Here is a 25,092-nt window from a genome sequence, read left to right on the forward strand (position 1 = left end):
CTTAAGGAGAAGAGAAAGGGGAATGATGTATGGCTCATCGAATTTATGCGAATGAACTCGAAATGCTCCATGAATGTGTGGAGACATGCAACTATTGTCTAGAATCTTGTTTAGAGGAAAAAGATGTACAGATGATGGTCGATTGTATTCGACTCGACCGAGAATGTGCTGCTGCCTGTTCGTTTCTTGCTGAGGCGATGACGCGTGATTCGGCATTTGTTCCGGAACTTGCTCGAGCTTGTGCAATCATCTGTAAAGCATGTGCACAAGAGTGCGAGAAACATAAGCATGCACATTGTCAGGAATGCGCGCGAGTCTGTACAGAATGTGCCTCGATGTGTGACCGCTTGGCCGCATGACCGAAGTGACCGGTTTGATTAACCGGTCACTTTTTTCGTGTCTTTTGAAGATGAGATTCGTATAATGAAAAAAACGAAGAGGTGGTGTGGGGATGATTCGCAACTGTCGCCGAGATGATCTTCAAATGATTTTACATATTTATAATGACGCAATTGTGAACAGTACAGCCGTCTATCATTATGAACCGGTGACGCTCGAGAATCGAGTGGCCTGGTATGAGGAAAAGAAAGTGCAAGACTGTCCGGTCATCGTATGGGTAGAGGATGATGTCGTCATGGGATTTGCGACGTTCGGACCGTTCCGTCCATGGCCGGCATACCATTACACGGTCGAACATTCCGTGTATGTGCATCCCGGTTATCGCGGGAAAGGAATCGGTAACAAGCTCTTAAAAGAAATCATCCGTATCGCCGAAACGAGAGGGATGAAGACGGTCATTGGGGGAATTGACGCGTCGAACGTGACGAGTATTCGTGCTCATGAAAAAGTTGGATTTGTTCATTCCGGTACGATTCGAAAGGCCGGATATAAGTTCGGAAAATGGCTTGATTTATCGTTTTATCAACTTGATTTAGAAGGCCCTGCATCGCCTACAGAAGAATGAACGGTCTAGAAAGACTTAGCCACCATACGATATACTGGAACGAGTGAATCGAATGGAGGAAACATTATGACTGAGTACCCAAGTTGCCCAAAATGCCAATCATCTTATGTGTACGAGGATGGTCCATTGCTCGTATGCCCGGAATGTGCCTATGAATGGTCACCGAGCGAGGCGGCAGAAGCAGAAGCGGCGTCCCAAATCAAAGATGCGAACGGAAACCCGCTTCAAGACGGAGACACCGTCACCGTGATCAAGGATTTGAAAGTGAAAGGGACCTCGCTTGTCGTCAAACAAGGGACGAAAGTGAAGGGGATTCGACTCGTAGAAGGTGACCATGATATCGACTGTAAAATCGAGGGACTGGGCGCGATGAAACTGAAGTCGGAGTTCGTGAAGAAAATCTAACTTAAAGATTTAGACTGTCGACGAGTTAGGGTGTGAAATGCGACCTGGTTCGTCTTTTTTTGTAAAGTATGGCTGATGATAATATGTAAGCGTATTTAAAATATGGAGGAGGGAGAACATGTCTTTGAAGAAAATGATTACCTTCTTCAGTGTGATCCCGTTATTTATTTTAATGGGATGTGGTCAACAAGATCGAGAGCTAGTTGTTGGAAATTATACTGATGAACAAACGATTGTGTACTCTGAAAATAGGATGACGGATGACGATGAAATTGAGGAATTTAAAATGTTTATTGAAACGAGTTCAATCACAAATGAACGACCAGAAGGGCTTCCTCAATATGTAGTGACCATCAATAATCCGGCTGAATCGACAATGGAATTGATGGTGAACTTTTGGATAACTGACAGCGACGAGTTCGTTTTTTCAAAAGGTATGGAAAGTAGTGAGTATTTCAAAGTTGATGAAGAACACATCAAGGATGTAAATGAGCTCTTAGAATGATTCAAATGGTTAAAAATGGTATATGTTCCGTGTGGATATGAGATGATTGTGAAGGCATTCTAAATTGAAAAAGAGGAAGAAGGTATGTCGTGGGACAACGATTTGTATTGAAGTCGAAACAGCATATGAGTGGTGGGATCATTAAGATTGTCATGGATAGCTATACGGGCGTTCATTACATCATGACTAGTGGATTAGGATTGAGTGGGATGACACCTCTCCTAGATGAACATGGAAAAGTCGTGATTGAAAAGCCCCAATCGACTTCGTGAGATCATTGAATGAAGAATCAACACAAAAACCAGGCCGACAAGCCTGGTTTTTTCGTATTGACTGTATTAAGAAAAGAACGGTTTATACTCGCGACGTTCATGCATGATGGACACCCATTGAAGCGTCGTGAACTCTTCGAGTACCCATTCGCCGTTGAAGCGTCCGAGACCAGAGTTTTTCTCGCCCCCGAACGGCATGTGCGGTTCATCGTTGACCGACTGGTCGTTGACGTGAATCATACCGGTTTCGACTTTTCGTGCAAAATTGGTCGCACGGTAAACCGAGCCGTGGACGGCACCGCTCAATCCATACGGTAATTCGTTCGAGAGACGTAACGCCTCTTCGTCATCTTTAAACGAAAGGATGACCGCGACCGGACCGAAGATTTCATTTTTCGCGAGCGGCATGTCATTCGTGACACCACTGAGGACGGTCGGTTCGAGGACGTTGCCGTCCGCTGTCCCGCCAGTATGGACGTTCGCACCGGCATCGACCGTTTTTTCAATCTGTTCTAAAATGCGATCGATTTGGTCATGATCGATGAGCGGACCAACTTGCGTGTCTTTTTCGTTCGGGTCACCCGCTTTCAACTGTTTAACGCGCTCAACGTAACGATCCACGAACTCATCGTGAATCGATTCAGCGACGAGGATTCGGTTCGTCGACATACAGATTTGTCCTTGGTGGAAGAACTTGCTGTAGACTGCTGATTCGACGGCGCGGTCGAGGTCGGCATCATCGAGTACGACGAACACGTTATTTCCACCGAGCTCAAGTGCTGTTTTCTTCAGCAGACGACCTGCCTTCTCCGCAATTCCTTGCCCGACCTCGGTCGAACCTGTGAACGAGATGAGACGTGGAATCGGATGTTCGACAATCGCATCGCCGATTTCAGATCCTCGTCCGACGACGACATTGAGCACACCTTTCGGGAGACCGGCTTCTTCAAAGAGGGATGCGAAAAGAAGCCCACCTGTGACCGGTGTCGCTGTTGCCGGTTTGACGACGACCGTATTTCCGGTCGCAAGAGCCGTCACAATTGAACGTACGGCCAAGTGTAACGGGAAGTTCCACGGGCTGATGATGCCGATGACACCGAGTGGTTTACGATATACTCGGTTTTCTTTATTCGGGACGATTGAAGGTTTGATGAGCCCGTCCATACGGAATGGGAACGTCGCGGCCTCTTTGATGATGGCCATCGATGCGGCGAATTCACTTTCCGCTTTGATACGTGTACTCCCGGACTCTTTCACGAGCCAGTCAACGATTAGGTCTTTATTGTCCATCGTCAGCTGGGCAAACTTCTCAATCAACTCACGGCGTGCTTGCGGAAGCATGTCAGCCCAGTCCGCTTGAGACGCTTTCGCTGCTTCATAAGCGCGATTCAAGTCATCTTCATCCGCTGAACGAATCGAGAAGAGAGTCTCGTTCGAGAACGGATTGACGTTGTCAATCGACTTCTCGCTCGACCCGCTTATCCACTCACCATTGATGTACATTTTCGTAAAATCTGTATGCATATTTGAACACTCCTTTATTTTTTCTTCACCATAAGAAGTATTCACTTGTTTTAGAAAAATAAACATCCAAAAGTGTAACTAACTTGTTTTACAAAGTAGTTGTAAATGGGATTGGCTTCCGTTACTATTATGTATAACAAGATAGTTGATTGAAAGTGAGGTTACGCCATGGCAATGAGTCAAATGTTAAAAGGTCTGCTTGAAGGGTGTCTATTAGCCATTATTGGTAAAGGTGAGACATACGGTTACGAGATGTCTGAAAAGTTACAGGCGTATGGATTTGCAATGGTGAGCGAAGGAAGTATTTACCCCGTTCTGCTACGGATGAAAAAAGAAGGATGGGTCGAGACGGTTCAAAAAGAACTTCCATCCGGAGGCCCAAAGCGGAAGTACTACATTTTAACGGAAGTGGGTCAACAAGAATTACTAGCCTTTAAACAACGTTGGATAGAAGTTTCAAGCGGTGTCGACCGCGTACTCAGGGAGGAGAATAAAGATGGAACTTTCAAAGAAAAGTCGTGATTTTTTAGATGATTTATCGGTATACCTCATGTCGAGCGGGAAGTCCGAGACTGAGGTGAAAGATATTGTCTTTGAGTTAAAGGATCACTTGTTAGAAGCGGAGCAAGCAGGGAAGGATGTGGACGATGTCATTGGACAAAGTCCGAAATCCTACATGCAGTATATTGGTCATGAGATGGCATTCGACATGAATGAATTTATCAAAGTCATTGTGATGATGATTTCAAACCTGTTCGCATACATTATTATTGGCAATTTCATTGAAGGTGAGATGACGTTCTCAACAATCCAAATGATTGGTTTCCCACTTGTAGCAATCCTTTTCTTATTAGCTGCTTCACAAGCTTTCCGTACTATGGCGGTTCGCTCGAAGGAAAGCAAATTCAAAAACGGTGTAACCTATGTCGTGCTTGCTGCGATTCCAATGTTATCATTTCTTGGTTTGATGGTGCTTGATATCTTCATTGAAACTCCGACGGTTGTTTTCGGTCCGGTCGGTCAACTTGTATTGTTCGGAATCGGTGTAATTACATTACTCATCGTCTCTGTATGGACAAAAACATGGATTAATCTAATCATTCCGATTCTTTTATTTGGACCGCAATATGCGTTTGCTCGCACGAGTTTACCACTTGAGCAACAATTGATTTTTTCGATGTTGATTTTTTTCATCGGAATGGCAATTTTCTTTCTTGTCTGGGCCAAGAAAAATAAAGAGAATCAAGTCTGATGTTTTAGCCATCCGGTTCATCGTCAAGAAAAGATAAAGGGGGATTACGTTTATCCCCCTTTTTTTGATGTTCGTTTCTACTTCCTGTACAGTTAGACGAAGAGAGGGGTTAGAAAGAACCATGAAACGTTATGAAGCCATTTTATTTGATATTGATGACACGCTATTAGACTTTAAACAAAGTGAGCACGTCGCCTTGGAGCAATTGCTCGCATCCTACAATGTCCGGATGACGGATGAGGTGAAGTCGCGCTATGTCGACATCAACACGGTCCTGTGGCGCGCATTTGAACGTGGGGAAGTAGACCGCGAGGAAGTGCTCGTCGGGCGGCATACGAAACTGTTCGATTCGCTCGGTCTCACGGTCGATGGACCATATGTCGAACAGCAGTATCGTGACTATTTACATGCAGGCGTACACATGATCGATGGTGCGTTAGAAATTGTACAAACGCTGAGCGTTGACTATCCGCTCTATATCGTCACAAACGGCGTGACGGAGACTCAATTCAAGCGGTTAGAGTCATCAGGACTATTACCGTACTTCCAAGACGTCTTCGTATCGGATGCGACCGGCTCGCAAAAACCGATGAAGCCGTTCTTTGACTATGTCTTCGACCGAATTCCGAATGTCGCACCAGAGAAGGGTTTGATTATCGGTGACTCAGTCACGGCAGATATCGCCGGTGGGCGGATGTATGGTCTCGATACGTGCTGGTTCAATCCGAAAGAAGTGGCCGCGACGATGGAGTCGACGTATGAGATTCGACATTTACATGAGTTAAAATCGCTTCTCTAAGTTCAAGACGGGTTTAGTGAATGAACTGGCAAACGGTTCGGGAGTTGATCCAATACTTCTGGATAGAGCGTGACGTCTTGGAGACGGTCAATTTTTTGCCAACGATAAATCAGGTGATCTCCTTCAGGTCCGTAAAAATCTCCGTCTTGGAGCGGGAGGTCACCATCTACATAAAAGTAAAGTCCAATCTCATGAAACGGTTGGTCGTTGTACGTAAATAAATTCTCGTGCACGAAAGCGAACGAGGTATCGGTCACGCGCATGTTCAACTCTTCATGTAGCTCGCGTGCGAGCGCGGTTGCGGCTTCTTCACCGAGCGTCACGCGACCCCCGGGTAATGCCCAAAAGTCATCCCGGACGTTTCGGTGAATCAATAAATGGTCGTCTTTTACAAAAATACCGGCAACGCGGTAATTGAAGACGCCGTGTTCAGTCGGAAATACGATGTCCATCTATATCACTTCCAATCTTTGTAATCTGTTCTAGTATACCTGAAGGAGAGATCATATGTTTCAACCACATACGCAATATCGAGACGAAGATTTCCGTGAGGTGACACTCCGAGACGAAGAACTGTCACACGTCACGTTCGAGAACTGTCGCTTCACATACGTCGATGCAACAGAACTACAAACGGAGCGCTGTCAGTTCATCAATTGTGACTTCACGGATTCGAAATGGAATGCGTCCCGTCATGTCGGCAGCTCGTTTTTGAACTGTCAGTTCCATGGTGCCAACTTGTTCACGAGTGAGTTTGAGCAATGTAAAATGACGGGGTCTTCCTTTGAAGAGAGTCAGTTTGAAGGGGTCCGTGTAACGGAAGGGGACTGGTCTTTCGTTAACCTTCGTCACGTATCACTCAAAAAGATGGATTGGTCCCACGTACGCTTAGTCGAAGCGGATCTATACGGAACTGACTTGACCGAGACGGTTTGGCATCAGGCGGACTTGTCCCGGGCGACACTTCAACATGCGGTGTGTCGTGGTGCCGACTTCAGAGGAGCACTCGTCGATGGGGTTGATTTTTTGAACGTGACGTTACAGCAAACAAAATTAGACGCGATGCAGGCGATCCAAGTCGCGCGCTCATTGGGGGCGATTGTAGAATGAAGCCGGAACAAATCATTGAACAGCTGGTTGCGTTCGCAACAGAACGTGAATACATCCGAACGGTCGTCTTGAACGGCTCGCTCGTCAATCCGAACATCCGACCAGACCCGTATCAGGATGTCGATCTTGCCTTTTACGTAGAAGATGTAAGAGCGGTTGCGGCCGATCGCTCATGGATCGACATGTTTGGAGAGGTCTTGATTATGCAGACACCTGAGACGTCTGATCCCGAACGACATGTAACGTTTTTAGTGCAATATGTAGACGGACACCGTATTGATTTGACGATTCGGCGTGTTGATCAACTTGAAGCGATGCTCGAAGCCGACTCGCTCAGTCAAATCATCTTTGACCGAGATAATCATCCAGATGTGACGCCGTCAGACACATCGTATCGTGTGAAACATCCGTCTGCTGACGAGTATGCGGCTTGTTGGAATGAGTTTTGGTGGGTGTCGCTCTATGTCGTCAAAGGAATCAAGCGGCATCAAGTGCTATATGCGCTCGACCACCTCGACATCATGCGGAATATGCTCCGTCAGATGATGGAATGGAACATCGGTTATGCGACAGATTTCTCGGTGAATCTTGGGAAGTCAGGGGACGGGATGCGCGACCATTTACCGGAAGAGTTATGGGAGATGCTCGGGGCGACGTATGCCTCGGCTGAACTGAGCGCCATTGAGGACACGCATGACCGATTACAATCACTCTTTTTCTTTTGCGCGCAACGCGTCGCCGAACAAGGACATTTCGTATTTCGGGAGGAAGAAGCGAGACGCGTCCGTGCTGCATGTGCAACACTTCGACATTCGAACGATTAATGACGGCGAGAGCCGGGAAACGCTCCTTATAGAGAAAGGAGCGTTTTTTCATGAATCCATATACGACATTTATTGCCCTTTTAGTCGGAAGTCTCGTCCTCTTTGTCGGCATTCGTTTAAAGAAATGGCCAATCGTTTTGGTTGCGATGCTTCCTCTTGGTCTCGTCGCGTTCAATATGTTTTTGCTCATCACCGGACGCTAGAAAATCTTCACTCGTCTTTCTGATACATCGATTTGATGAAGAAGGCACTCGGTAATAAAATACCGATTGCGCCTTCGATGATAGCGAATAATCGGGTCAATCCGATTGGCAACAAATCACCAAAGCCAATCGATAGTAGGGTGACCCCGCTGAAGTACAGGAGGTTTTCCCAAGTCGGTTCGACAGCATTCATGGATTCGAGTGAGGTCACAAGAATGACTGAATCGCGAGATAGCGCATAATAAATCAACGTGAACCCTAACATGACACCAAATAGGCTGACGAATAACTGAGCGAACAACCTCCCATCAAATCCTGTCTGTTTATACGTTTGACGTTTGAAAAACCAAAACACGTTCAAGCTGATGAAGAGTAATGCAATCGTCAATAAAATCGTATTCATTCTGTCCACATCCTTTTCTTATCAATGTGCTTCCTTACCCATTCCCGAAGCGAAGAATGAAAAACGGGATCGGAAAAGGTTTGCAATTGATGAAAAAATTGATAGAATGTGGTCGAAGACGACTGAATTTCATAATGTTTGCCACTAGGGGAGTCGCGTTACGCGGCTGAGATGGACATGGTCCAGACCCTTTGAACCTGATCTAGTTCACGCTAGCGTAGGGAAGTGGGCGAAACGACTCATATGGCTTCACCTAGATATGACTGTTCGAGACGCCGCTTCCGTTATGGGAGGCGGCGTCTTTTATCTGTTATAAGGGGGATTTCATATGAAATTTACAGATCACTTACGTCAGGAAGCAGATGGATTGTTTGAAGCAAGCTTTCATCACCCGTTTGTCCGTTCACTCGGAGAAGGAACGCTCGATGAGAAGAAGTTCAGACATTACGTCATGCAAGACTCTTATTATTTGAATCAGTTTTCGAAAGTGCAGGCGAAGGGGGCGACGCTCGCACCGACGATGGAACTATCAAGCCGTTTTTTAACACATGCCTTACACACGATTGAGGCGGAACTCTCACTTCATCGAGAGTTCTTTACGATGCTCGACGTGACGGATGTCGAATTGGCGACATTCGAGCCGGCTCCGACCACTTATGCGTATGCGCTCCATATGCAACAGGCAGGACCGACACTCGGGGACGTGCTCGCGTCGATCCTTCCGTGCTACTGGGTGTATTACGAGATTGGCGAACGTCTTAAAGACAAGCGTCCTGATCATCCGATTTATTCGGCCTGGATTGCGACGTATGGCTCAGAGTGGTTCCGTGAATTGGTGGAAGAACAAATCGATCGATTAGATGAGCTCGCAGGACAAGCGACAGAAGAAGAGCGTGTGCGTTATACGAAACTGTTCTTGAAGAGTTGCTATTACGAAGTCGCTTTTTGGGAAATGGCTTGGACACTTGAGTCGTGGACATTGTCACAGGAGGTCAACCAATGAGACATGAGATTTGGAGTGAGATTCGGAAGCAGGCACCGCTCGTTCACAACATCACGAACACAGTCGTGGCGAATTTTTCGGCGAATGGACTGCTCGCCATCGGTGCCTCTCCCGTCATGGCGGATGCAATCGAAGAAGTGGCAGAGATGACATTTATAAGTGATGCGCTCGTGTTAAATATCGGGACACTTAGTACGATGACCGAAGCCACGATGATTCGTGCAGGGCAGGCGGCGAACGAGGCAGAATGCCCCATTGTACTCGACCCGGTCGGAGTCGGGGCGACGTCATTCCGACGAGATGTGGTCGAACGTATTTTGCGTCACGTGCGTGTCACGGCCATTCGAGGAAATGCAGGAGAAATCGCGACGTTGATTGGTGTCGATTGGGCAGCTCGTGGTGTCGATGCTGGAGACGGCGCATGCGAACCGCGACAATTGGCGCTTGAAGCAGCGAAACGATACGGATGTGTCGTGGCCGTGACTGGAAAAGAAGATATGGTCAGCGACGGGAACGTCGTCATGGAAATACACGGCGGGACGAAACGCATGACTGAGACGACCGGTACGGGATGTTTACTCAGTGCAGTGGTCGGAGCTTGTCTAGCAGTCGAAAAGAACGCCCTTAAAGCGACGGTGACCGCCATGTCAGGCTATACTTATTCCGGTGAGCTAGCGAGTGAGCGAGCAGAAGGACCGGGAGACTTTCCGATTCACTTTTTAAATGCCCTCCATCAATTGACGCAACATACAATTCCGACGAATCGAATCGAGGTGTCGACATGATGAAACCTCAAGTTTTGACGATTGCAGGATCTGATTCAGGCGGAGGAGCCGGCATTCAAGCCGATCTCAAAACGTTTCAAGAGCTCGGCGTATTCGGGACGAGCGTGCTGACTGCAATCACAGCCCAGAACACACTAGGGGTACATGGAATTGAGGCTATTTCCACGGAAATGATTACCCGACAAATCGATGCGGTGGCTGATGATTTTAGCATCACCGCTTGTAAAACCGGGATGTTGGTGGACGCTGAACGAATTGAAGCGGTGGCGAAGGCGCTCGAACGATATCGTTTCGAACATGTTGTCGTCGATCCTGTCATGGTAGCGAAAGGGGGCGCCTCTTTGTTGCAAGTTAGTGCGGTCGAAGCACTTCGCACGAAGCTGTTGCCACAGGCGACCATCGTGACCCCGAACATTCCAGAGGCAGAAGTGTTGGCGGGGATGGAGATTCGGACCGAGGCAGACCGGATGAAGGCAGCACAGGTGATTCGAGCCCTTGGCGTCGATATCGTGATTATCAAAGGCGGACATTCGAATGATGTAGAAGCCGTTGACTTAATCGTGACCGAGTCTGAAGCGTTCCGCGTAAAAGCACCTCGAATCCAAACGAAAGATACGCACGGGACGGGATGTACGTTCTCTGCCGCCTTGACGGCCGAACTAGCTTATGGGAAGACGTTGCGTCAAGCCGTCGTAGATGCAAAACAATTTATCCATCAGGCGATTGCACATGGATTATTGATTGGGAACGGGCATGGACCGACCAATCATTGGGGACATCGTTTAGCGAAAGAAGAGGTGATTACCGTTGACGTTCTGTACGAAACAAGCGCTCGCTAAGCAGCTTCGTCTTTATTTTGTGTGCGGGACGATTGATGCTTCTGATTTGGTGGCGACCGTCGAAACGGCACTTCGATGTGGTGTGACATGTTTTCAATTTCGAGAAAAAGGTAAAGATGCATTGTATGGAGATGAAAAAGAAGCAATGGCAAGGACGCTCCAACGTCTATGTGGAGAAGCAGGTGTGCCGTTTATCATCAACGACGATGTAGACTTAGCGCTCGCGATTGACGCGGATGGCATCCATGTCGGACAGGATGACTTATCTGCCGAACAAGTTCGAGAACGATTAGGACCAGATAAATGGTTAGGGGTGTCGGTCCATACGATGGAGGAAGTCAGTGCAGCTCTTCCGTTCGCAGATTATGTCGGCATCGGTCCGATTCATGAGACGCGAAGTAAACTGGATGCAGGGATTGTGCGTGGCACGGAACTGATTCAACAAGTTCGCCATCACTATCCACTACTTCTGATTGTGGGGATCGGAGGTATCCGTCCCGAACATGTGCCTTCAATCGTTCATGACGGAGCAGACGGCGTTGCCGTCATCTCCGCCATCGCTTCTGCACCGGATGTAGCAACGGCTACCCGGCGTTTCGCTTGTCTCTGAATTCAATTTTGAGGAGGAAGACAGATGAACGTATTTGTTATCGGTGCAAACGGTCAGATTGGCCACCAGTTGGTCGAAAAGTTACACAAAGAAGGAAAACATCAAGTCACGGCGATGGTACGTAAGGAAGAACAACTCGAGGACTTCAAGTCAAAAGGATATAACGCGGTACTTGGCGACCTCGAAGGTTCAGTGGCAGACTTACAAAAGGCGATTGATGGAATGGATGCCATCGTGTTTGCGGCTGGTTCTGGTGGAAGTACTGGAGCAGACAAGACACTCTTGATTGACCTAGACGGTGCGGCGAAGAGTATCGAGGCGGCACAAGCGAATGGGAACATCAAACACTTCGTTATGCTCAGCGCCTTAAAAGCAGAGGATCGTTCAGCCTGGCCTGATTCGATGAAACCATACTATGTGGCGAAACATCATGCCGATCGTTTACTAGAACAAAGTGGGCTCACGTATACGATTGTGCGTCCGGGTGCGTTGACAGATGACGCGGGAACGGGCAAAGTGAACACGAATTTCGAAGGTAGTGGTGAGATTCCACGTGAAGACGTGGCATCGTTCTTGGTGCATGTCCTTCATAACCATTCGAACGCTCAGAACAAAGCGATTGATTTGATTAAAGGAGATACCCCAATCGAAGAAACGCTATAAGTAGGTCGAAACAAGAACGGGATGTAAACCATCCCGTTTTTTGTCGCATTAAAGAGGGAAAATGGTGCAGAATAACGAAGTAAAATGGTGCAGAATAACGAAGTAAAGTAAAGTAAAGTAAAGCGATACGTTCAGGTGAGGAGGTTCTGCATGACCGAGATGTTCATTTATCTAGTGGTTTACTTGTTGCCGTCATTTTTACTCGGCTTTTTAGCGCTCGATGTCTTTCAACGAAATCCGAATAAAGTCGAGCATCGTTTGCTGAGCCTGTTTGTGTTCGGCTATTCGATGCTTTTCTTGGCAGAGTTTGTCCGTCACCTTTCTCCGATCGAATATAGTCCGGCACTCATTACATATTGGTTTGGGAATGCCGGCATCTTGATCTTTATCTTCTCCATTCATTTCATATTGAACATTACGGGTGTCGGTGCGAAGGCGCCACGTTGGCTGTATCCCTGGGTCGTTTACTTACCGTTGATTCCAGTCGTGTTGACGTATCTGCGACAAGAGAATATTACAAACAGTCAACAGTTTGAACAGGTGGGGATTTGGATTTATCCCGAGTTCAATTCATCCTATTTGATTACATTGACTGTAGGGAATGTTTTTCACTTTCTTATTATTTGTCTTATTTTTTATGCACTACGACGAACGGAGCGCAAAGAACACGAGAAAGTATTGCGCATGTTATTTTGGACGGCAATCGTCATATTAGTGTGGGATATCGTATTTGGTTATTTTCAATTCCGTGGGTTCCTCCCGCCCTATTCATACATGTATGGAGGGCTCGTTTGGGCGGTGGCGTTGGTCATTGCGATGAATCGTTTGGACTTCTTGACCTCTTACGTGAAAAGATATGGGACACTTTATAACTTGAATCCATCTGCCATCCTATTGATTGATTCGGATGGCAAAGTAGAGAGTGCGAATCCGGCTGCACGCACGTTATTTCATACGATACGCGTCGTGAATGAGCGCTTTATCGATTTATTACCTGAAAAGAAAAAGAAGGAATGGGTTGAACATTATAGTCAGCACTTCAAGACACGGAAGAAGTTTTTAGAGTTCGAAACGAAGATTATGACGAAGTCTGGACAAGAACGGTACGTCGTTATCGATGGGGACTTTGTCGATATCGATCGAACGATTCATGGGATGATCATCATTCGGGACGTCCATTCGTTCAAAGAGGCCGAGCAGACGATCCGCTTTTTCGCCTACCATGATCCACTTACGAAATTGGCTAATCGCCGTGCGTTTTATGAACAAGCAGACCATGCGCTCCTGAGTGCCTCGCGACTATTTTTGCTGGTCATCGATTTGGACGGTTTCAAAGCGGTCAACGATACGTATGGCCATCAAATCGGTGATCATTTCTTAACACATTTAGGTGGACTGTTGGAAGCTTCGGCACGAGACGTCGGCTTGGCATCCCGTGTCGGAGGAGATGAGTTCTATATTTATTTAGTCGATTTAACAGATTCTGAAGTGCTTGCATTTATTCACGAACTTCAGCTGACGTTAAATCAGAACCCGTACCAAACGTCGGATGTGACGATTCCAATCCGGGCGAGTATCGGAGTCAGTCATGCCCCGGACCAAGGAACTGATTTAGATACATTGATTCATAAAGCAGACCAGGCGATGTACCAAATCAAACAAGACGGCAAAAATGATTATGCGGTTTATGATGAGGCGTTACATGGTCCAACATAACGGGAACATAGAAATGGTTAATCATTGAGAGGAGGATGGAACATGTCAGAAAGACCGTTAGTGACGATGCGCGCCGAAGGAGAGGCTGGAGGCGTCAAGACGACTGTGCGTGTAGGAGAACACACCCCTTTTATCGTAGATGAGCCGGAGCGACTCGGTGGAACGAATATGGGGCCGAACCCACTCGAATATCTTCTCGGAGCATTATCGTCTTGTACGACCGTCATGATTGCTTATGTCGCCCAGGACATGAGCTTTGAGTATGAAGGGGTCGAGTTCGTGACGGAAGGGACACTCGATCCACGAGGGTTCCAAGGGATGGAAGGTGTGCGCACTTACTTCGAGTCGGTTCATATGAAAATCGTACTCGACACGACCGAATCGGATGAGCGGATTGCGGAATTACGGAAAGGCGTCGAAGCACGATGTCCAATCCACAATCTCATGCATACGGCGGATGTCGCGATGACGGCAGAATGGGTTCGAAAATAAAGATGGGGGAAACCTCATCTTTTTTTACATAGTAAACCGAGCAAAAGAGCACGGAGGGGAGACGAATGCATCACCAAGCAATGACACGTGAATGGGCAAGTCGAATTCAAGAATGGACGTACGAAGCTCCTTATGACTTTTATAATCAGTCGCCTTCTGAAGAGGGAATTGACGAGTTGATGACATATCAGGCGATGTTAGAAGATCATGAGCTGATTGGATTTTATTGCATCGGTGCTGCTGCACAAGTGCCCAATTCGACATATCCGTATTCGTCAGACTTTACGGACATTGGGTTGGGGATTCGACCTGATTTGACGGGAAAAGGATATGGAAAATCGTTTGTGACATACGTCATGGAGAGAGCGGCGGAACGGGGGAAACCGTTCCGTCTAACTGTCGCCTCTTTCAACGAGCGTGCGATTCACCTATATGAAACGCTTGGATTTCATACCATCACATCGTTTGAGCGAAATGAGGTTCCGTTCCAAGTGATGGTGCGCGATTAACCATATTGTTTCTGATGTGCCTTTTTACGTCGTAAATAATCCTCATCGGCACGGAGTTGATCCCAATACGTTTTAAAGATGCGGGCAGACTCTGCCTTCTCTTCGTCGATTTCGCGCTCGTGAATGTTACCGTCTTCTTTATATTTACGTCCTCCTTTATAATTGGCGTAGCGTCGAGCCCGCGTGTAGCCCATTTGGATGAACTTTCGGGCCATGTCCATCCCGACGAAATCGTCGTTCGCACGATATGTTTCAAACAATTCCATGATTTCTTCAGCGGATTGCTTGGCAATCTCTGGCGTCTTGAATCGCCAATGGGGCAAAATCTCACTTTTATACGGTTCGACGAGTAGCACTCCTTGTTCACCACGCCCGACTCGGTACAGTTCGGGTTGTTGTCGGAAGTCGATTTCATCGAAGTTTAAATCATAGTTAAATGGCATGTTCATTCCTCCTCGACTAACGTTTTCCCATTAGGTCGAGGAAAGAAACAACTTGAAGGAAAAGGATGGGTTTGTATGATCAAGATGGAGACAGAGCGATTGATCTTAAGAGCATTTACGCTAGAAGACGCAGAGGATATGTATCGTTATGCTAAAGACGAACGTGTCGGACCGATGGCCGGGTGGGCACCCCATGAATCCGTTGAAGAGACGAAAGATGTCATTCGACTGTTTATTGAGGAAAAAGACGTGTGGGCCATCGTTTTGAAAGAAACCGGGCAAGTGATTGGCAGCATTGGATTACACGACCGAAGACCGGACCCAATGATTCAACATGAGGCACAGCGTGAGATCGGTTATGTGCTCAGTCCCGATTATTGGGGGAATGGTTACGTGCCGGAAGCCGTTCAGGCGATGATTCGGTTTGGATTCGAAGCGTTAGGTTTGGAGCGGATTTGGTGCGGCTATTTCAGCTTCAATGACCAATCGCGACGCGTCGTTGAGAAATGTGGGTTCACTTATGCGTTCACGAAAACGCAAGAATTGACCCGACTCGATGGACGAACGGTAGAATGCCTCGTCTATGTCCAACTCAATCCGACGTTCTTGACACATTGAAGCGCTGTTTCAATGTGTTTTTTCATGAAAACATAAAACACATTTATATGTAACCGGTTACACATTAAGATGGTTTTGTAAGCGTTTCCAGAATGGAGGATGTCAAATGGCGACCATCAAACAAGTGGCAAAACATGCGAACGTCTCAGTGGCGACCGTATCACGCGTCATGAATAAGAGCGGATATGTGAGTGAAGAGGCGAAAGAGGCGGTCGAAAAGGCGATTGCGGAACTGAATTACGCCCCGAACCGAGTCGCTCGTTCGCTCTATAAAAAATCATCGAATTTGATTGGACTCATCATGCCAGATATCACAAACCCGTTCTTTCCACAGCTGGCTCGGGCGATTGAGGATGTTGCCAATCAGCATGGGTATCAAGTCGTCTTATGTAACACGGACGAACAACTTGAAAAAGAACAGACGTATTTGATTGCCCTGCAGACGATGCATGTCGATGGCTTGATTATCACAACGAACCATTCCCACAATCCGAATTACGAGGCGTTAGATTTACCGATGGTCGCACTTGACCGAATCGTGAAAGCGGGAATCGACGCCGTTATATCGGATGGATATGAGGGTGGAAAGTTGGCGGCCGACACGCTGTTACAACGTGGTGCGACACGGTTGGCTCACATTGCCGGCCCCGATCATCTCAAGACGGTCAAACGTCGGACCGAAGGATTTGTCGAAGTAGCGGGAGACAGGCTTGTCGGAATGACCGAGTCCACGTTCACGTTCAAAGACGCCTTGAAAGCATCCCAACAACTATTCGACCATTCCTGGCCGTTCGATGGGATCTTCGCAGCGAACGATGTGATTGCGGCCGCTGTGTTGCAGGAAGCCGTCCGTCGGAACATTCGTGTCACGGAAGAACTGCAGGTCATCGGGTATGACGGAATCGAGCTAGGTGAGATGACGTCTCCACCACTGACGACCATCGTGCAACCCATCTATGAGATGGGACGAGTCGCGACCGAACGATTACTGGACTTGATTGAGAAGAAAGACACGCGACCGAAAGAGATGCTATTACCGGTCACGTTACTTGAAAGACAAACGACAAAGCGGAAGGAGAGATAAAGAATGAAACGCATTGTTGTCATTGGCAGTATATCGATGGACCTCGTCGTCACGTCCGACAAACGTCCAAGAGCAGGGGAAACGGTCATCGGTGAGTCGTTCCGTACCGTTCCAGGGGGGAAAGGTGCGAACCAAGCGGTCGCTGCCTCCAAGCTAGGCGGCGCTGTACAGATGGTCGGCTGTGTCGGAAGTGATCCGTTCGGACAACAGGTTGTCGAAAACTTCAAACAGCACAACGTCGATGTCACGCACGTTCGCATTATACCAGATGAAGTGACCGGTACAGCTCACATCGTATTGGCAGAAGAGGATAACTCGATTGTCGTCGTCCAATCGGCGAACAAACACGTCGCTTTCACAGAAGAGGAACTCGAACAGCTTCTCGATGAGCAGTCGTTCGTGCTTTTGCAGCTCGAGATTCCGATCGAAACGGTCAAACAAGTGACCGCTTACTGTAAAGAGAAAGGGATTCAAGTGCTACTCAATCCGGCACCGTCTCAACCGCTTCCACCAGAAGTGATTGAAGACGTCACGTATTTAACACCGAACGAACATGAATGCCGTGACTTATTCAACGGAATGTCCGTAGATGATGTTCTCAAACGTTATCCGAACAAGTTACTCGTCACGAAAGGCGTCCATGGCGTTCGATTCCATGATGGACGAGACGTCCGTCATGTGCCAGCCATCCGAGCAAACGTCGTTGACACAACAGGAGCTGGTGACACGTTCAACGGTGCACTCGCTGTTTCCCTCATCGAACAAGATGATTTGGAGACGGCCGTACGGTTTGCCGTAATCGCATCTGGCATGAGTGTGGAAGGCTTCGGTGCACAAGGTGGTATGCCGACACGGCAAAATGTACAACAACGATTGGAGCGCGTGTAATGAAAAAACAAGGAATTTTGAATAGTCATTTAGCAAAAATCTTTGCCGACCTCGGGCATACGGATCGCGTCGTCATCGCCGATTGTGGGCTACCGATTCCAGACGGTGTGAAGCGGGTCGATCTTAGTCTTCGAATCGGGGAACCGTCGTTTCTAAAGGTGCTCGATGTCGTCGAATCGGATTTGGTCGTAGAGCGCATCAAGATTGCCGAGGAAATCCTCACAAACAACCCGACGATTGCAGCTTCACTGAAAGAACGATACACCAACGTCGACATGTGCTCGCATGAAGACTTCAAACGAGAAGTCGCACAAGCGAAAGTGGTCATTCGAACTGGGGAAGCGACACCTTATGCGAACGTCATTTTACACGCAGGGGTCATTTTTTAAGGGGGAATTCGATGCATATTCAGTTGAAAGGCATCCATAAGTCGTTCGGCCCGGTCTCTGTCTTAAAAGGAGTCGATTTCGAATTGTTGCCTGGAGAGATTCATGCGCTCATGGGTGAGAACGGGGCTGGAAAATCGACATTGATGAAAGTGATGACGGATCTTCATGCTCAGGATGAAGGAGACATCTTCATCGATGGGAAGGTACGTCAATTCAAGCACCCAAAAGAAGCGGAGCAAGAAGGCATCGCCTTCATTCATCAAGAACTCAATATCTTACCTGAGATGACGGTGACGGAGAACCTGTTTCTCGGTCGAGAACTGACGGGGCCGTTTGGGACAATCAAACAGCAAGAGATGGCGAGGCGGGCTCGGGAGTATTTAGCAGAATTGAATATCTTCATGGACGTCAATGAAGTGGCACGCAATTTATCTGTCGGTCAACAACAGATGATCGAGATTGCCAAGGCACTCATGACAGATGCGAAAGTCATCGTCATGGATGAACCGACAGCCGCCTTGACGGATCGTGAAATCCAGGCGCTCTTCGCCGTCTCACGGGCGTTGCGGGATCAAGGCGTGTCCATCATCTATATCTCTCACCGAATGGAAGAAATTTTTGACTTATGTGACCGAATCACGGTGCTTCGGGATGGACAGTCCATCTCGACCCGAATGATTCCCGACACTTCCTTTGAGGAAACAGTACGTGACATGGTCGGTCGCGAAATCGGTGAACGGTATCCGACGCGCACGGCAACGCTCGGGGACGTCGTACTCGAAGTAGATGATTTAATCGGTAACCGGTTCCACAACGTATCATTCAACGTTCGTGCCGGAGAAATCGTTGGATTCTCCGGATTGATGGGAGCGGGACGGACCGAGGTGATGCGTGCTTTGTTCGGGGCGGACACTCACAAAGGGGGAGTCATCAAACTGAACGGGAAACCGATTCGAATCAAGACTCCGGCCGACGCCATTAAACACGGTATCGCCTTTTTGACAGAGGACCGAAAAGGAGAGGGCTTGCTTCTCGACTTTTCCCTAAGAGAAAACTTGTCGCTTCCGACACTCGATAAACGAGCGAAAGGATTGGTCATCTCCAAACAACAGGAAGCGACGTTCGCCGAGACGTACTTACAAAAACTTCGGGTCAAACATCATTCGATGGAACAAAAAGTGAAGTCACTGTCTGGTGGGAATTAACAGAAAATTGTGCTTGGCAAATGGCTAGGTGTCGAACCGGACGTCTTAATTTTGGATGAGCCGACCCGAGGCGTCGATGTCGGTGCCAAGAAGGAGATTTACAACATCATGAGTGATCTCGCGGAATCGGGTGTCGCCATCATCATGGTCTCTTCTGATTTACCAGAGGTACTTGGGATGAGTGATCGGATCGTCGTCATGCGTGAAGGTGTCGTGACCGGAACGCTCACGAAAGAAGAGGCGACATAAGAAAAAGTAATGACGTATGCGACAGGAGGTCAATGATATGGAATTGAAAGCAACAACTTCGCTGAAGCGCCCGGGTCGAATCGGATGGGGACAAAAATTAGGCCCACTGTTTGGTCTACTCGTCATCGTCGTCGTCGTGACGGCGCTCGAACCAGGATTTTTATCATTAAATAACATCTTTAACGTACTTCGACAAGTGTCCATCAATGCCTTGATTGCCTTCGGGATGACGTTTGTCATCTTGACAGGAGGCATCGATTTATCGGTCGGGTCTATTTTAGCGCTCGCATCTGCACTAGTGGCAGGTATGATGGTGGACGGTCAACATGCGGTCATGGCCGTTGCACTTGGATTAATTGCGGGTGCCGTTCTCGGTGCGTTCAACGGTGCAGTCATCACGTATGGGAAAGTGGCACCGTTCATCGCGACATTGGCCACGATGACGATTTATCGGGGGTTGACGCTTGTCTATACGGATGGTCGACCGATTACCGGTCTCGGGAACTCTGGCTGGTTCGAGATGCTCGGACGCGGCTACTTCTAGATCATTCCGGTACCGGCATTGACGATGCTACTCGCCTTCGGTGTCCTTTATTTCATTTTGAAGAAGACGACATTTGGTCGTCACACGTACGCGATCGGTGGAAATGAAGAAGCGGCAAAATTAATGGGGATTGGCGTCAACAAAGTCAAAATCATGATTTATTCGCTATCCGGTATGCTTGCGGCACTCGCTGGCATCATCTTGACGTCACGTCTCAATTCCGCACAACCTACAGCAGGAACGTCGTATGAACTCGATGCCATCGCAGCGGTCGTTCTCGAGGGAACGAGCCTTGCGGGTGGTCGCGGCTGGATTGTCGGGACGTTGATTGGGGCACTCATCATCGGAACATTAAATAACGGATTGAACCTTCTCGGCGTATCATCATTCTTCTAACTCGTCGTAAAAGGTGCAGTTATATTGTTTGCAGCATTGCTTGATCGTCGACAAAACGCGTAACACGCGAAAGGGGAAAACGGAACATGAAAAAATGGACAGCTTGGCTACTCGCACTGACAATGGTACTGATGGCAGCTTGCTCGACTGAACAACCGGGGTCATCGTCTGAAACGGAAACGAAAGATGGCGATTATGAAATCGGCTTATCGATCTCAACATTGAATAACCCGTTCTTCGTCGCACTGAAAGAAGGCGCAGAAAAACAGGCGAACGAAATGGATGCGACGTTGACGGTAGCGGATGCGCAAAACGACGCGGCGAAGCAAGTGAATGACGTCGAAGATATGATTCAAAAGGGGATGGATTTGATTTTCATCAACCCGACGGATTCAGAAGCGGTCGGTGCGGCAGTACAGGCAGCAAACGATGCGGGTATTCCCGTTATCACGGTAGACCGTAACGCTGAAACAGGGGACGTCGTCGCACACGTGGCATCAGATAACGTTGCGGGTGGACAATTGGCAGGTGACTACATGGTCGAACTCGTAGGTGAAGGGCAAAAAGTCGTCGAGCTCGAGGGGATTCCGGGAGCGTCTGCGACACGTGACCGTGGACAAGGATTCAACGAAGCGATTGATGGGAAATTAGAAGTCGTGGCAAAACAATCTGCGACCGTTGACCGTGCAGAAGGATTGACGGTCATGGAGAACATCTTACAGGATAATAAAGACATCGTCGCTGTATTCGCGCATAACGACGAGATGGCGCTCGGTGCCGTTCAAGCACTCGAAGCGGCTGGAATGAGTGACGTGAAAGTCATCGGATTCGATGCGACAGATGATGCCGTCAAAGCGGTCGAAGGTGGGACGATGGCAGCAACGGTTGCCCAAAAACCAGCTGAGATCGGGAAGTTGGGTGTAGAAGCGGCAATCAACCACTTGAAAGGTGAAACAGTAGAGGAAAACATTCCAGTTGAACTCGAATTAATCAAATAAGTCAGTAGAAACCTCACGATGCCTTGATTTCGGGTAGAGCTCGTGAGGTGATTTTTATTTATATGGGGAATTGAGAAATTGTGTATCGTTGTTCATAGGTTTTAACTAAATCAGGCGAGAATTCTCCCTCCTCTAAGCGTCTCGGGGCGAAGTCCGGCGTAGGTGGGAGATGAATCGCCCGGTCCAAACGTCTTTCCCCCCTGTGACAGATATGACGAACAAAAGTTCGTTATTCCGTCAGATTCTCCCTCCCCTTCCACGGGTATCGGACGAGGAGGATATATCATAATCTTCTGTAGGGAGGAGGGACAGACATGCTGAAAGGCTACAAATATAGGCTCCACCCGACGCCTGCACAGGCCAAGTTTCTCATCAAGACGATCGGCTGCGCCCGATTCATCTACAACAAGCTACTCGAGGACCGCATCGCCATCCGCGAGGAGGCGAAAACGGGGAGCGGAACGAGACGGAAACCGGCGACACCCGCCTCCTACAAGCCCCTGTTCCCGTTCCTCGCCGAGGCGGACAGTCTCGCGCTCGCGAACGCGAAGCTGAACCTCGACAACGCGTTCGCGAAGTTCTTCGCCGGGACGGGCGGCTTCCCGGCCTTCAAATCGAGACGGCGGTCGCGCGCCTCCTACACGACGAACAACCAGCACGGCACGATCCGCATCGAGAACGGCAAGGTGAGACTTCCTAAAATCGGCTTCGTGAAGTTCGAACAACATCGTCCGTTCGAGGGCGTCATCCGGTCGGCGACGGTCTCGATGACGAGGACGGGCAAGTTCTTCATCTCCATCCTCGTCAATCAAGATGAGGAAAAGTGGATCCCAGCCAAGAACAAGGTCGGGATTGATCTTGGCCTGGAGCACTTCGCCGTCATGACGAACGACGCGATGGTCTCGGAGAAGATTGACAACCCTCGCTTTCTCCGAAAATCCGAAGCGAAGGTCAAGAAGGCGCAACGGGCGCTGTCGCGAAAGAAAATCGGAAGCAAGAATCGTGAAAAAGCCAAGTTACTTTTGGCTAAGAAACACGAAAAGATTGCCAACCAACGCAAGGACTTCCTTCACAAGCTGTCGAGACGGATCGTTGACGAGAACCAAGTCATTGTCGTGGAGACATTGACATCGAAGGACATGATGAAGAACCACAAGGTCGCCAAATCGATTGCAGATGTCAGTTGGTACGAGTTCGTCCGGCAACTCGAATACAAATCAAACTTCTGTGGACGGACGCTTATCAAGGCAGATCAATGGTTCGCATCGACCCAGATCTGTTCCATTTGCGGAGCAAAAGGCGAGAAGAAGACGATGGATGTCCGTGAATGGACGTGTGCCTGTGGCGCGCACCATGACCGTGACATCAATGCGAGCCTCAACCTATTGATGTTGGCCGACTGACAACCATTCAGGGCAGGGACTGCCCGACGAGCTTGGTAAACAACCGTGGCTGGTAAGAGCACGGTCTTCCCAAGAAGCTCCCACTTCAAGTTGTGAAGCAAATAAGTGGCGAGTAGTTCACATAGCTTGCCCCGAGAACGATAGTGGGAAATGTATCACGACGAGTTGGTTCGGAAATGTTATTAGTATCTGTACCAACTTGATGAATGACACAGTCCTTTTGCTGAACATTTGTGATAATGAAAGTGTTAGTGTCTAAATCTTGTATTTTTAGTTGACTGTAAACTCTTTCAAGCATTGATTGTTTCGTTCCATTTCTGTTAGGAAATAAACGAATGAATTGCTTGGCATTCGAATTGTTCGGAAGTGGCCATAGTCTTTTTCCATCACCGCCAGATAATAATAGAATCTTCATCGAATGTCCTCTCTTCAAATAGAGTTTCTCATCTATTTCGCCAAACGTCGGACTATCCCTGTCTAATCAAAAAAGAGACAGCCGGTTCCGGCTATCTCTTTACAATATAGAGCGAAGCAATGCGCGAACGGGACTTCCATCCCCTTCGACGATTGGGAGAGGGACGGCATTCAAATCGTAATCTCCCGGTAAGATATTGTCTAAAACGAGTCCTTCTAGGATATGCACACCATTTCGTGCTAACGCGTGATGGCCGCTCATCTCTTTACTGTCAATCGCATCAACGGACGGTAAGTCGAGTCCGATCAAGAAGATTCCGAGTTCTCCGAGACGATCGGCAAGAGAGGGTGTCAGTTCAGGGATTGTCTCGGGAAAGACGTGCTTATCGGGCCAACCATCCGTTTTTAAGATGAGGCGTTCGACCCCAGTCAAATCGTGACCATCCAAATCAGATGCTTCAATCTTTGCCTTATGCGGTAGATGAATCACACGGGCTGGACCGATATATACGGACGGATCGAGGTCAATCACGCGCTTCCCGTGGTCGTCAAAGTGGAACGGTGCATCGATGTGGGTCCCGAGATGTAAACTCAATGTCATCTTCCCGACATTGACGGAACCACTCTCTGCCATTGGCCACGCGATTTCATATGAAAATTTTGTATCTCCCGGCCATGTCGTAACATCGGCATGAAGTGGCTGTGATACATCAATCCAAGTCATTTCGTTCAGCTCCTCTTATAGTGATGTCCGGACCGTCCAAAGCTCTGGGAAGAAGCGATGGTCGAGCACGCGACGCAAGTAGTTCACGCCAGACGAGCCGCCTGTCCCCATCTTCTGTCCGATGATGCGTTCCACGGTACTCATGTGGTTAAAGCGCCACATCTGTTGCTGACTCCCGATATCGAGTAGCTTTTCACCGAGCTCATATAAGTCCCAATACGTATCGACGTCTCGATAGACTTCGACCCATGCATTCTCGACACTTTCATTCCATTCCCAGTCCTGGGTGACATCACGTTCGAGCACGCTCGCATCAATCGATAGACCCCGACGATGCATTTCGCGGACCGTCACATCGTAAATGCTAGGAGCTTGTAGCGAGCCTTCGAGCAATGGATACAATTTTTTATCGTGTGCGTAAACACTGAGCGTCCGTGCGTTTTTGAAGCCGAGAGCGAATTCGATTTGTCGGTTTTGGTAAGACTGAAAACCAGAGGACGAGCCGAGTTGATCTCGGAACTCTAAATACTCGGCCGGTGTCAACGTCGCGAGGACGCCCCATGACTGGATGAGTTGCTGCTGAATCTTCGAGACGCGGGCGAGCATCTTGAACGAACGCTCGAGTTCGCCGTTCGTGATGGCCGTCGTGGCTGCTGTCAATTCATGCAAGATAAGCTTCATCCACAACTCGCTCGTCTGGTGGATGATGATGAACAGCATCTCATCGTGATGGTCGGAAAGGCGATGCTGACTCGATAAAATCGGGTCGAGCTGGAGATAGTCCCCGTACGACATGTCTTTTGAAAAGTCCGTTTGAATCGATTTTTCTACTTTATGTTCCGTGCGTTCACTCATGACA

The 25,092-nt window shown here is 48.3% G+C and carries 32 protein-coding genes, 2 pseudogenes and 1 riboswitch; of the genes and pseudogenes, 27 read left to right on the plus strand and 7 right to left on the minus strand.

What is annotated here, in order from left to right:
* The first annotated feature begins 29 nt into the window (after window positions 1-29).
* From KNO76_RS05865 to KNO76_RS05885, 5 genes are all read left to right on the plus strand, one after another.
* Window positions 30-359, plus strand: coding sequence for a four-helix bundle copper-binding protein (locus tag KNO76_RS05865; protein ID WP_026824895.1), 330 nt, complete (start codon window positions 30-32; stop codon window positions 357-359).
* A gap of 92 nt (window positions 360-451) precedes the next feature.
* Entirely contained in the window at window positions 452-964 is a 513-nt protein-coding gene (locus tag KNO76_RS05870; protein ID WP_026824896.1) for a GNAT family N-acetyltransferase, read from the plus strand.
* 66 nt (window positions 965-1,030) lie between these two features.
* Window positions 1,031-1,369, plus strand: a complete 339-nt coding sequence (locus KNO76_RS05875; protein ID WP_026824897.1) for a zinc ribbon domain-containing protein YjdM — start codon at window positions 1,031-1,033, stop codon at window positions 1,367-1,369.
* Between the two features lie 118 nt (window positions 1,370-1,487).
* Window positions 1,488-1,874: a hypothetical protein gene (locus tag KNO76_RS05880; protein ID WP_214878855.1), complete on the plus strand. Its 387-nt coding sequence runs from the start codon at window positions 1,488-1,490 to the stop codon at window positions 1,872-1,874.
* Window positions 1,875-1,963: 89 nt separating this feature from the next.
* Window positions 1,964-2,146 (plus strand): DUF6440 family protein, encoded by a 183-nt coding sequence (locus KNO76_RS05885; protein ID WP_214883498.1) that lies wholly within the window; start codon window positions 1,964-1,966, stop codon window positions 2,144-2,146.
* A gap of 66 nt (window positions 2,147-2,212) precedes the next feature.
* On the opposite strand, the gene KNO76_RS05890 is transcribed toward KNO76_RS05885, so the two are convergent.
* A complete protein-coding gene (locus KNO76_RS05890) occupies window positions 2,213-3,670 on the minus strand; it encodes an aldehyde dehydrogenase family protein (RefSeq protein WP_214883500.1) in 1,458 nt (485 codons plus the stop codon).
* A gap of 168 nt (window positions 3,671-3,838) precedes the next feature.
* Here KNO76_RS05890 and KNO76_RS05895 point away from each other — a divergent pair, with 168 nt between their 5' ends.
* The 3 genes from KNO76_RS05895 to KNO76_RS05905 all read left to right on the plus strand — a co-directional run bounded on the left by KNO76_RS05895 (window position 3,839) and on the right by KNO76_RS05905 (window position 5,721).
* Window positions 3,839-4,192 (plus strand): PadR family transcriptional regulator, encoded by a 354-nt coding sequence (locus KNO76_RS05895; protein ID WP_214883502.1) that lies wholly within the window; start codon window positions 3,839-3,841, stop codon window positions 4,190-4,192.
* Window positions 4,167-4,922 (plus strand): DUF1129 family protein, encoded by a 756-nt coding sequence (locus KNO76_RS05900; protein WP_214702992.1) that lies wholly within the window; start codon window positions 4,167-4,169, stop codon window positions 4,920-4,922. Before KNO76_RS05895 ends, KNO76_RS05900 begins: the two co-directional genes overlap by 26 nt.
* A 121-nt stretch (window positions 4,923-5,043) precedes the next feature.
* Window positions 5,044-5,721, plus strand: a complete 678-nt coding sequence (locus tag KNO76_RS05905; RefSeq protein ID WP_214883504.1) for a YjjG family noncanonical pyrimidine nucleotidase — start codon at window positions 5,044-5,046, stop codon at window positions 5,719-5,721.
* A gap of 2 nt (window positions 5,722-5,723) precedes the next feature.
* On the opposite strand, the gene KNO76_RS05910 is transcribed toward KNO76_RS05905, so the two are convergent.
* Window positions 5,724-6,173: an NUDIX hydrolase gene (locus KNO76_RS05910; protein WP_214883506.1), complete on the minus strand. Its 450-nt coding sequence runs from the start codon at window positions 6,171-6,173 to the stop codon at window positions 5,724-5,726.
* A 55-nt stretch (window positions 6,174-6,228) separates the two neighbouring features.
* Here KNO76_RS05910 and KNO76_RS05915 point away from each other — a divergent pair, with 55 nt between their 5' ends.
* The 3 genes from KNO76_RS05915 to KNO76_RS05925 are packed head-to-tail and all read left to right on the plus strand — an operon-like array spanning window position 6,229 to window position 7,858.
* Complete coding sequence (locus KNO76_RS05915) at window positions 6,229-6,831, plus strand: pentapeptide repeat-containing protein (protein WP_214883508.1); 603 nt, start codon at window positions 6,229-6,231, stop codon at window positions 6,829-6,831.
* Window positions 6,828-7,655 (plus strand): aminoglycoside 6-adenylyltransferase, encoded by an 828-nt coding sequence (locus KNO76_RS05920; protein ID WP_214883510.1) that lies wholly within the window; start codon window positions 6,828-6,830, stop codon window positions 7,653-7,655. The genes KNO76_RS05915 and KNO76_RS05920 overlap by 4 nt, the downstream gene beginning before the upstream one ends.
* Window positions 7,656-7,705: 50 nt before the next feature.
* Entirely contained in the window at window positions 7,706-7,858 is a 153-nt protein-coding gene (locus KNO76_RS05925; protein ID WP_214883513.1) for a hypothetical protein, read from the plus strand.
* A 7-nt stretch (window positions 7,859-7,865) separates the two neighbouring features.
* On the opposite strand, the gene KNO76_RS05930 is transcribed toward KNO76_RS05925, so the two are convergent.
* Window positions 7,866-8,261, minus strand: a complete 396-nt coding sequence (locus KNO76_RS05930) for an ion channel (RefSeq protein ID WP_214703001.1) — start codon at window positions 8,259-8,261, stop codon at window positions 7,866-7,868.
* Between the two features lie 136 nt (window positions 8,262-8,397).
* Window positions 8,398-8,502: riboswitch (TPP riboswitch) on the plus strand.
* Window positions 8,503-8,589: 87 nt separating this feature from the next.
* On the opposite strand from KNO76_RS05930, the gene tenA reads away from it, so the two are divergent.
* The 8 genes from tenA to KNO76_RS05970 all read left to right on the plus strand — a co-directional run bounded on the left by tenA (window position 8,590) and on the right by KNO76_RS05970 (window position 14,878).
* A complete protein-coding gene (gene tenA / locus KNO76_RS05935; RefSeq protein WP_214883516.1) occupies window positions 8,590-9,264 on the plus strand; it encodes a thiaminase II in 675 nt (224 codons plus the stop codon).
* Window positions 9,261-10,049, plus strand: a complete 789-nt coding sequence (gene thiM / locus KNO76_RS05940) for a hydroxyethylthiazole kinase (protein WP_214883519.1) — start codon at window positions 9,261-9,263, stop codon at window positions 10,047-10,049. The genes tenA and thiM overlap by 4 nt, the downstream gene beginning before the upstream one ends.
* Window positions 10,049-10,888 carry a bifunctional hydroxymethylpyrimidine kinase/phosphomethylpyrimidine kinase gene (gene thiD / locus KNO76_RS05945; protein ID WP_214883522.1) on the plus strand — a complete coding sequence of 280 codons (840 nt, stop codon included), beginning with the start codon at window positions 10,049-10,051 and terminating at the stop codon, window positions 10,886-10,888. Before thiM ends, thiD begins: the two co-directional genes overlap by 1 nt.
* Window positions 10,857-11,498: a thiamine phosphate synthase gene (gene thiE / locus KNO76_RS05950; RefSeq protein ID WP_214883538.1), complete on the plus strand. Its 642-nt coding sequence runs from the start codon at window positions 10,857-10,859 to the stop codon at window positions 11,496-11,498. The genes thiD and thiE overlap by 32 nt, the downstream gene beginning before the upstream one ends.
* 24 nt (window positions 11,499-11,522) lie before the next feature.
* Window positions 11,523-12,161 (plus strand): SDR family oxidoreductase, encoded by a 639-nt coding sequence (locus KNO76_RS05955; protein ID WP_026824911.1) that lies wholly within the window; start codon window positions 11,523-11,525, stop codon window positions 12,159-12,161.
* Window positions 12,162-12,311: 150 nt separating this feature from the next.
* A complete protein-coding gene (locus KNO76_RS05960; RefSeq protein ID WP_214883541.1) occupies window positions 12,312-13,877 on the plus strand; it encodes a sensor domain-containing diguanylate cyclase in 1,566 nt (521 codons plus the stop codon).
* Between the two features lie 42 nt (window positions 13,878-13,919).
* Entirely contained in the window at window positions 13,920-14,369 is a 450-nt protein-coding gene (locus KNO76_RS05965) for an OsmC family protein (RefSeq protein ID WP_026824913.1), read from the plus strand.
* Between the two features lie 65 nt (window positions 14,370-14,434).
* Entirely contained in the window at window positions 14,435-14,878 is a 444-nt protein-coding gene (locus KNO76_RS05970) for a GNAT family N-acetyltransferase (RefSeq protein ID WP_214883544.1), read from the plus strand.
* Here the strand turns inward: KNO76_RS05970 and KNO76_RS05975 are convergent.
* Complete coding sequence (locus KNO76_RS05975; RefSeq protein WP_214883547.1) at window positions 14,875-15,321, minus strand: DUF4385 domain-containing protein; 447 nt, start codon at window positions 15,319-15,321, stop codon at window positions 14,875-14,877. The two genes, KNO76_RS05970 and KNO76_RS05975, sit on opposite strands and share 4 nt — an antisense overlap.
* Window positions 15,322-15,396: 75 nt before the next feature.
* On the opposite strand from KNO76_RS05975, the gene KNO76_RS05980 reads away from it, so the two are divergent.
* From KNO76_RS05980 to tnpB, 8 genes and pseudogenes are all read left to right on the plus strand, one after another.
* Window positions 15,397-15,939 carry a GNAT family N-acetyltransferase gene (locus KNO76_RS05980; RefSeq protein ID WP_214883549.1) on the plus strand — a complete coding sequence of 181 codons (543 nt, stop codon included), beginning with the start codon at window positions 15,397-15,399 and terminating at the stop codon, window positions 15,937-15,939.
* Between the two features lie 106 nt (window positions 15,940-16,045).
* The gene (locus KNO76_RS05985; RefSeq protein WP_214883552.1) at window positions 16,046-17,023 is read left to right on the plus strand and encodes a LacI family DNA-binding transcriptional regulator; all 978 of its coding nucleotides are present in this window, start codon (window positions 16,046-16,048) and stop codon (window positions 17,021-17,023) included.
* A gap of 3 nt (window positions 17,024-17,026) precedes the next feature.
* Window positions 17,027-17,911, plus strand: a complete 885-nt coding sequence (gene rbsK / locus KNO76_RS05990) for a ribokinase (protein WP_214883556.1) — start codon at window positions 17,027-17,029, stop codon at window positions 17,909-17,911.
* Window positions 17,911-18,300 (plus strand): D-ribose pyranase, encoded by a 390-nt coding sequence (gene rbsD / locus KNO76_RS05995; RefSeq protein ID WP_214883559.1) that lies wholly within the window; start codon window positions 17,911-17,913, stop codon window positions 18,298-18,300. The genes rbsK and rbsD overlap by 1 nt, the downstream gene beginning before the upstream one ends.
* Before the next feature lie 11 nt (window positions 18,301-18,311).
* Window positions 18,312-19,754: pseudogene (locus KNO76_RS06000) on the plus strand (sugar ABC transporter ATP-binding protein).
* 37 nt (window positions 19,755-19,791) lie between these two features.
* Window positions 19,792-20,757 (plus strand): annotated as a pseudogene (locus KNO76_RS06005) (ABC transporter permease subunit).
* A 23-nt stretch (window positions 20,758-20,780) separates the two neighbouring features.
* Complete coding sequence (gene rbsB / locus KNO76_RS06010; protein WP_214883564.1) at window positions 20,781-21,692, plus strand: ribose ABC transporter substrate-binding protein RbsB; 912 nt, start codon at window positions 20,781-20,783, stop codon at window positions 21,690-21,692.
* Between the two features lie 314 nt (window positions 21,693-22,006).
* On the plus strand, window positions 22,007-23,095 hold the full coding sequence (gene tnpB / locus KNO76_RS06015; protein ID WP_214883567.1) for an IS200/IS605 family element RNA-guided endonuclease TnpB: 1,089 nt from the start codon (window positions 22,007-22,009) through the stop codon (window positions 23,093-23,095).
* A gap of 85 nt (window positions 23,096-23,180) precedes the next feature.
* On the opposite strand, the gene KNO76_RS06020 is transcribed toward tnpB, so the two are convergent.
* The 3 genes from KNO76_RS06020 to kynA form a co-directional block, all read right to left on the minus strand.
* The gene (locus KNO76_RS06020; protein WP_214883570.1) at window positions 23,181-23,510 is read right to left on the minus strand and encodes a sugar phosphate nucleotidyltransferase; all 330 of its coding nucleotides are present in this window, start codon (window positions 23,508-23,510) and stop codon (window positions 23,181-23,183) included.
* A 99-nt stretch (window positions 23,511-23,609) separates the two neighbouring features.
* Window positions 23,610-24,233: an arylformamidase gene (gene kynB / locus KNO76_RS06025; RefSeq protein WP_214883573.1), complete on the minus strand. Its 624-nt coding sequence runs from the start codon at window positions 24,231-24,233 to the stop codon at window positions 23,610-23,612.
* Window positions 24,234-24,248: 15 nt separating this feature from the next.
* The gene (gene kynA / locus KNO76_RS06030; RefSeq protein ID WP_214883576.1) at window positions 24,249-25,088 is read right to left on the minus strand and encodes a tryptophan 2,3-dioxygenase; all 840 of its coding nucleotides are present in this window, start codon (window positions 25,086-25,088) and stop codon (window positions 24,249-24,251) included.
* Window positions 25,089-25,092: the final 4 nt, after the last annotated feature.

The organism is Exiguobacterium sp. s101 (genome assembly GCF_018617835.1).
Classification (GTDB): domain Bacteria; phylum Bacillota; class Bacilli; order Exiguobacteriales; family Exiguobacteriaceae; genus Exiguobacterium; species Exiguobacterium marinum.

Excerpts from the sequence above, each read along its gene's own strand:
- tnpB (WP_214883567.1), top strand. The coding sequence starts at position 22,007 with ATGCTGAAAGGCTACAAATATAGGCTCCACCCGACGCCTGCACAGGCC.
- KNO76_RS05920 (WP_214883510.1), top strand. The coding sequence starts at position 6,828 with ATGAAGCCGGAACAAATCATTGAACAGCTGGTTGCGTTCGCAACAGAA.
- KNO76_RS05880 (WP_214878855.1), top strand. The coding sequence starts at position 1,488 with ATGTCTTTGAAGAAAATGATTACCTTCTTCAGTGTGATCCCGTTATTT.
- KNO76_RS05975 (WP_214883547.1), bottom strand. The coding sequence starts at position 15,321 with ATGCCATTTAACTATGATTTAAACTTCGATGAAATCGACTTCCGACAA.
- KNO76_RS05900 (WP_214702992.1), top strand. The coding sequence starts at position 4,167 with ATGGAACTTTCAAAGAAAAGTCGTGATTTTTTAGATGATTTATCGGTA.
- KNO76_RS05970 (WP_214883544.1), top strand. The coding sequence starts at position 14,435 with ATGCATCACCAAGCAATGACACGTGAATGGGCAAGTCGAATTCAAGAA.
- tenA (WP_214883516.1), top strand. The coding sequence starts at position 8,590 with ATGAAATTTACAGATCACTTACGTCAGGAAGCAGATGGATTGTTTGAA.
- KNO76_RS05895 (WP_214883502.1), top strand. The coding sequence starts at position 3,839 with ATGGCAATGAGTCAAATGTTAAAAGGTCTGCTTGAAGGGTGTCTATTA.
- KNO76_RS05870 (WP_026824896.1), top strand. The coding sequence starts at position 452 with ATGATTCGCAACTGTCGCCGAGATGATCTTCAAATGATTTTACATATT.
- KNO76_RS05955 (WP_026824911.1), top strand. The coding sequence starts at position 11,523 with ATGAACGTATTTGTTATCGGTGCAAACGGTCAGATTGGCCACCAGTTG.
- KNO76_RS05890 (WP_214883500.1), bottom strand. The coding sequence starts at position 3,670 with ATGCATACAGATTTTACGAAAATGTACATCAATGGTGAGTGGATAAGC.
- KNO76_RS05865 (WP_026824895.1), top strand. The coding sequence starts at position 30 with ATGGCTCATCGAATTTATGCGAATGAACTCGAAATGCTCCATGAATGT.
- KNO76_RS05925 (WP_214883513.1), top strand. The coding sequence starts at position 7,706 with ATGAATCCATATACGACATTTATTGCCCTTTTAGTCGGAAGTCTCGTC.
- KNO76_RS05965 (WP_026824913.1), top strand. The coding sequence starts at position 13,920 with ATGTCAGAAAGACCGTTAGTGACGATGCGCGCCGAAGGAGAGGCTGGA.
- KNO76_RS05915 (WP_214883508.1), top strand. The coding sequence starts at position 6,229 with ATGTTTCAACCACATACGCAATATCGAGACGAAGATTTCCGTGAGGTG.
- KNO76_RS05960 (WP_214883541.1), top strand. The coding sequence starts at position 12,312 with ATGACCGAGATGTTCATTTATCTAGTGGTTTACTTGTTGCCGTCATTT.
- thiD (WP_214883522.1), top strand. The coding sequence starts at position 10,049 with ATGAAACCTCAAGTTTTGACGATTGCAGGATCTGATTCAGGCGGAGGA.
- kynA (WP_214883576.1), bottom strand. The coding sequence starts at position 25,088 with ATGAGTGAACGCACGGAACATAAAGTAGAAAAATCGATTCAAACGGAC.
- rbsB (WP_214883564.1), top strand. The coding sequence starts at position 20,781 with ATGAAAAAATGGACAGCTTGGCTACTCGCACTGACAATGGTACTGATG.
- KNO76_RS05930 (WP_214703001.1), bottom strand. The coding sequence starts at position 8,261 with ATGAATACGATTTTATTGACGATTGCATTACTCTTCATCAGCTTGAAC.
- KNO76_RS05905 (WP_214883504.1), top strand. The coding sequence starts at position 5,044 with ATGAAACGTTATGAAGCCATTTTATTTGATATTGATGACACGCTATTA.
- thiM (WP_214883519.1), top strand. The coding sequence starts at position 9,261 with ATGAGACATGAGATTTGGAGTGAGATTCGGAAGCAGGCACCGCTCGTT.
- kynB (WP_214883573.1), bottom strand. The coding sequence starts at position 24,233 with ATGACTTGGATTGATGTATCACAGCCACTTCATGCCGATGTTACGACA.
- KNO76_RS05875 (WP_026824897.1), top strand. The coding sequence starts at position 1,031 with ATGACTGAGTACCCAAGTTGCCCAAAATGCCAATCATCTTATGTGTAC.
- rbsK (WP_214883556.1), top strand. The coding sequence starts at position 17,027 with ATGAAACGCATTGTTGTCATTGGCAGTATATCGATGGACCTCGTCGTC.
- KNO76_RS05910 (WP_214883506.1), bottom strand. The coding sequence starts at position 6,173 with ATGGACATCGTATTTCCGACTGAACACGGCGTCTTCAATTACCGCGTT.
- KNO76_RS05985 (WP_214883552.1), top strand. The coding sequence starts at position 16,046 with ATGGCGACCATCAAACAAGTGGCAAAACATGCGAACGTCTCAGTGGCG.
- KNO76_RS05980 (WP_214883549.1), top strand. The coding sequence starts at position 15,397 with ATGATCAAGATGGAGACAGAGCGATTGATCTTAAGAGCATTTACGCTA.
- rbsD (WP_214883559.1), top strand. The coding sequence starts at position 17,911 with ATGAAAAAACAAGGAATTTTGAATAGTCATTTAGCAAAAATCTTTGCC.
- KNO76_RS06020 (WP_214883570.1), bottom strand. The coding sequence starts at position 23,510 with ATGAAGATTCTATTATTATCTGGCGGTGATGGAAAAAGACTATGGCCA.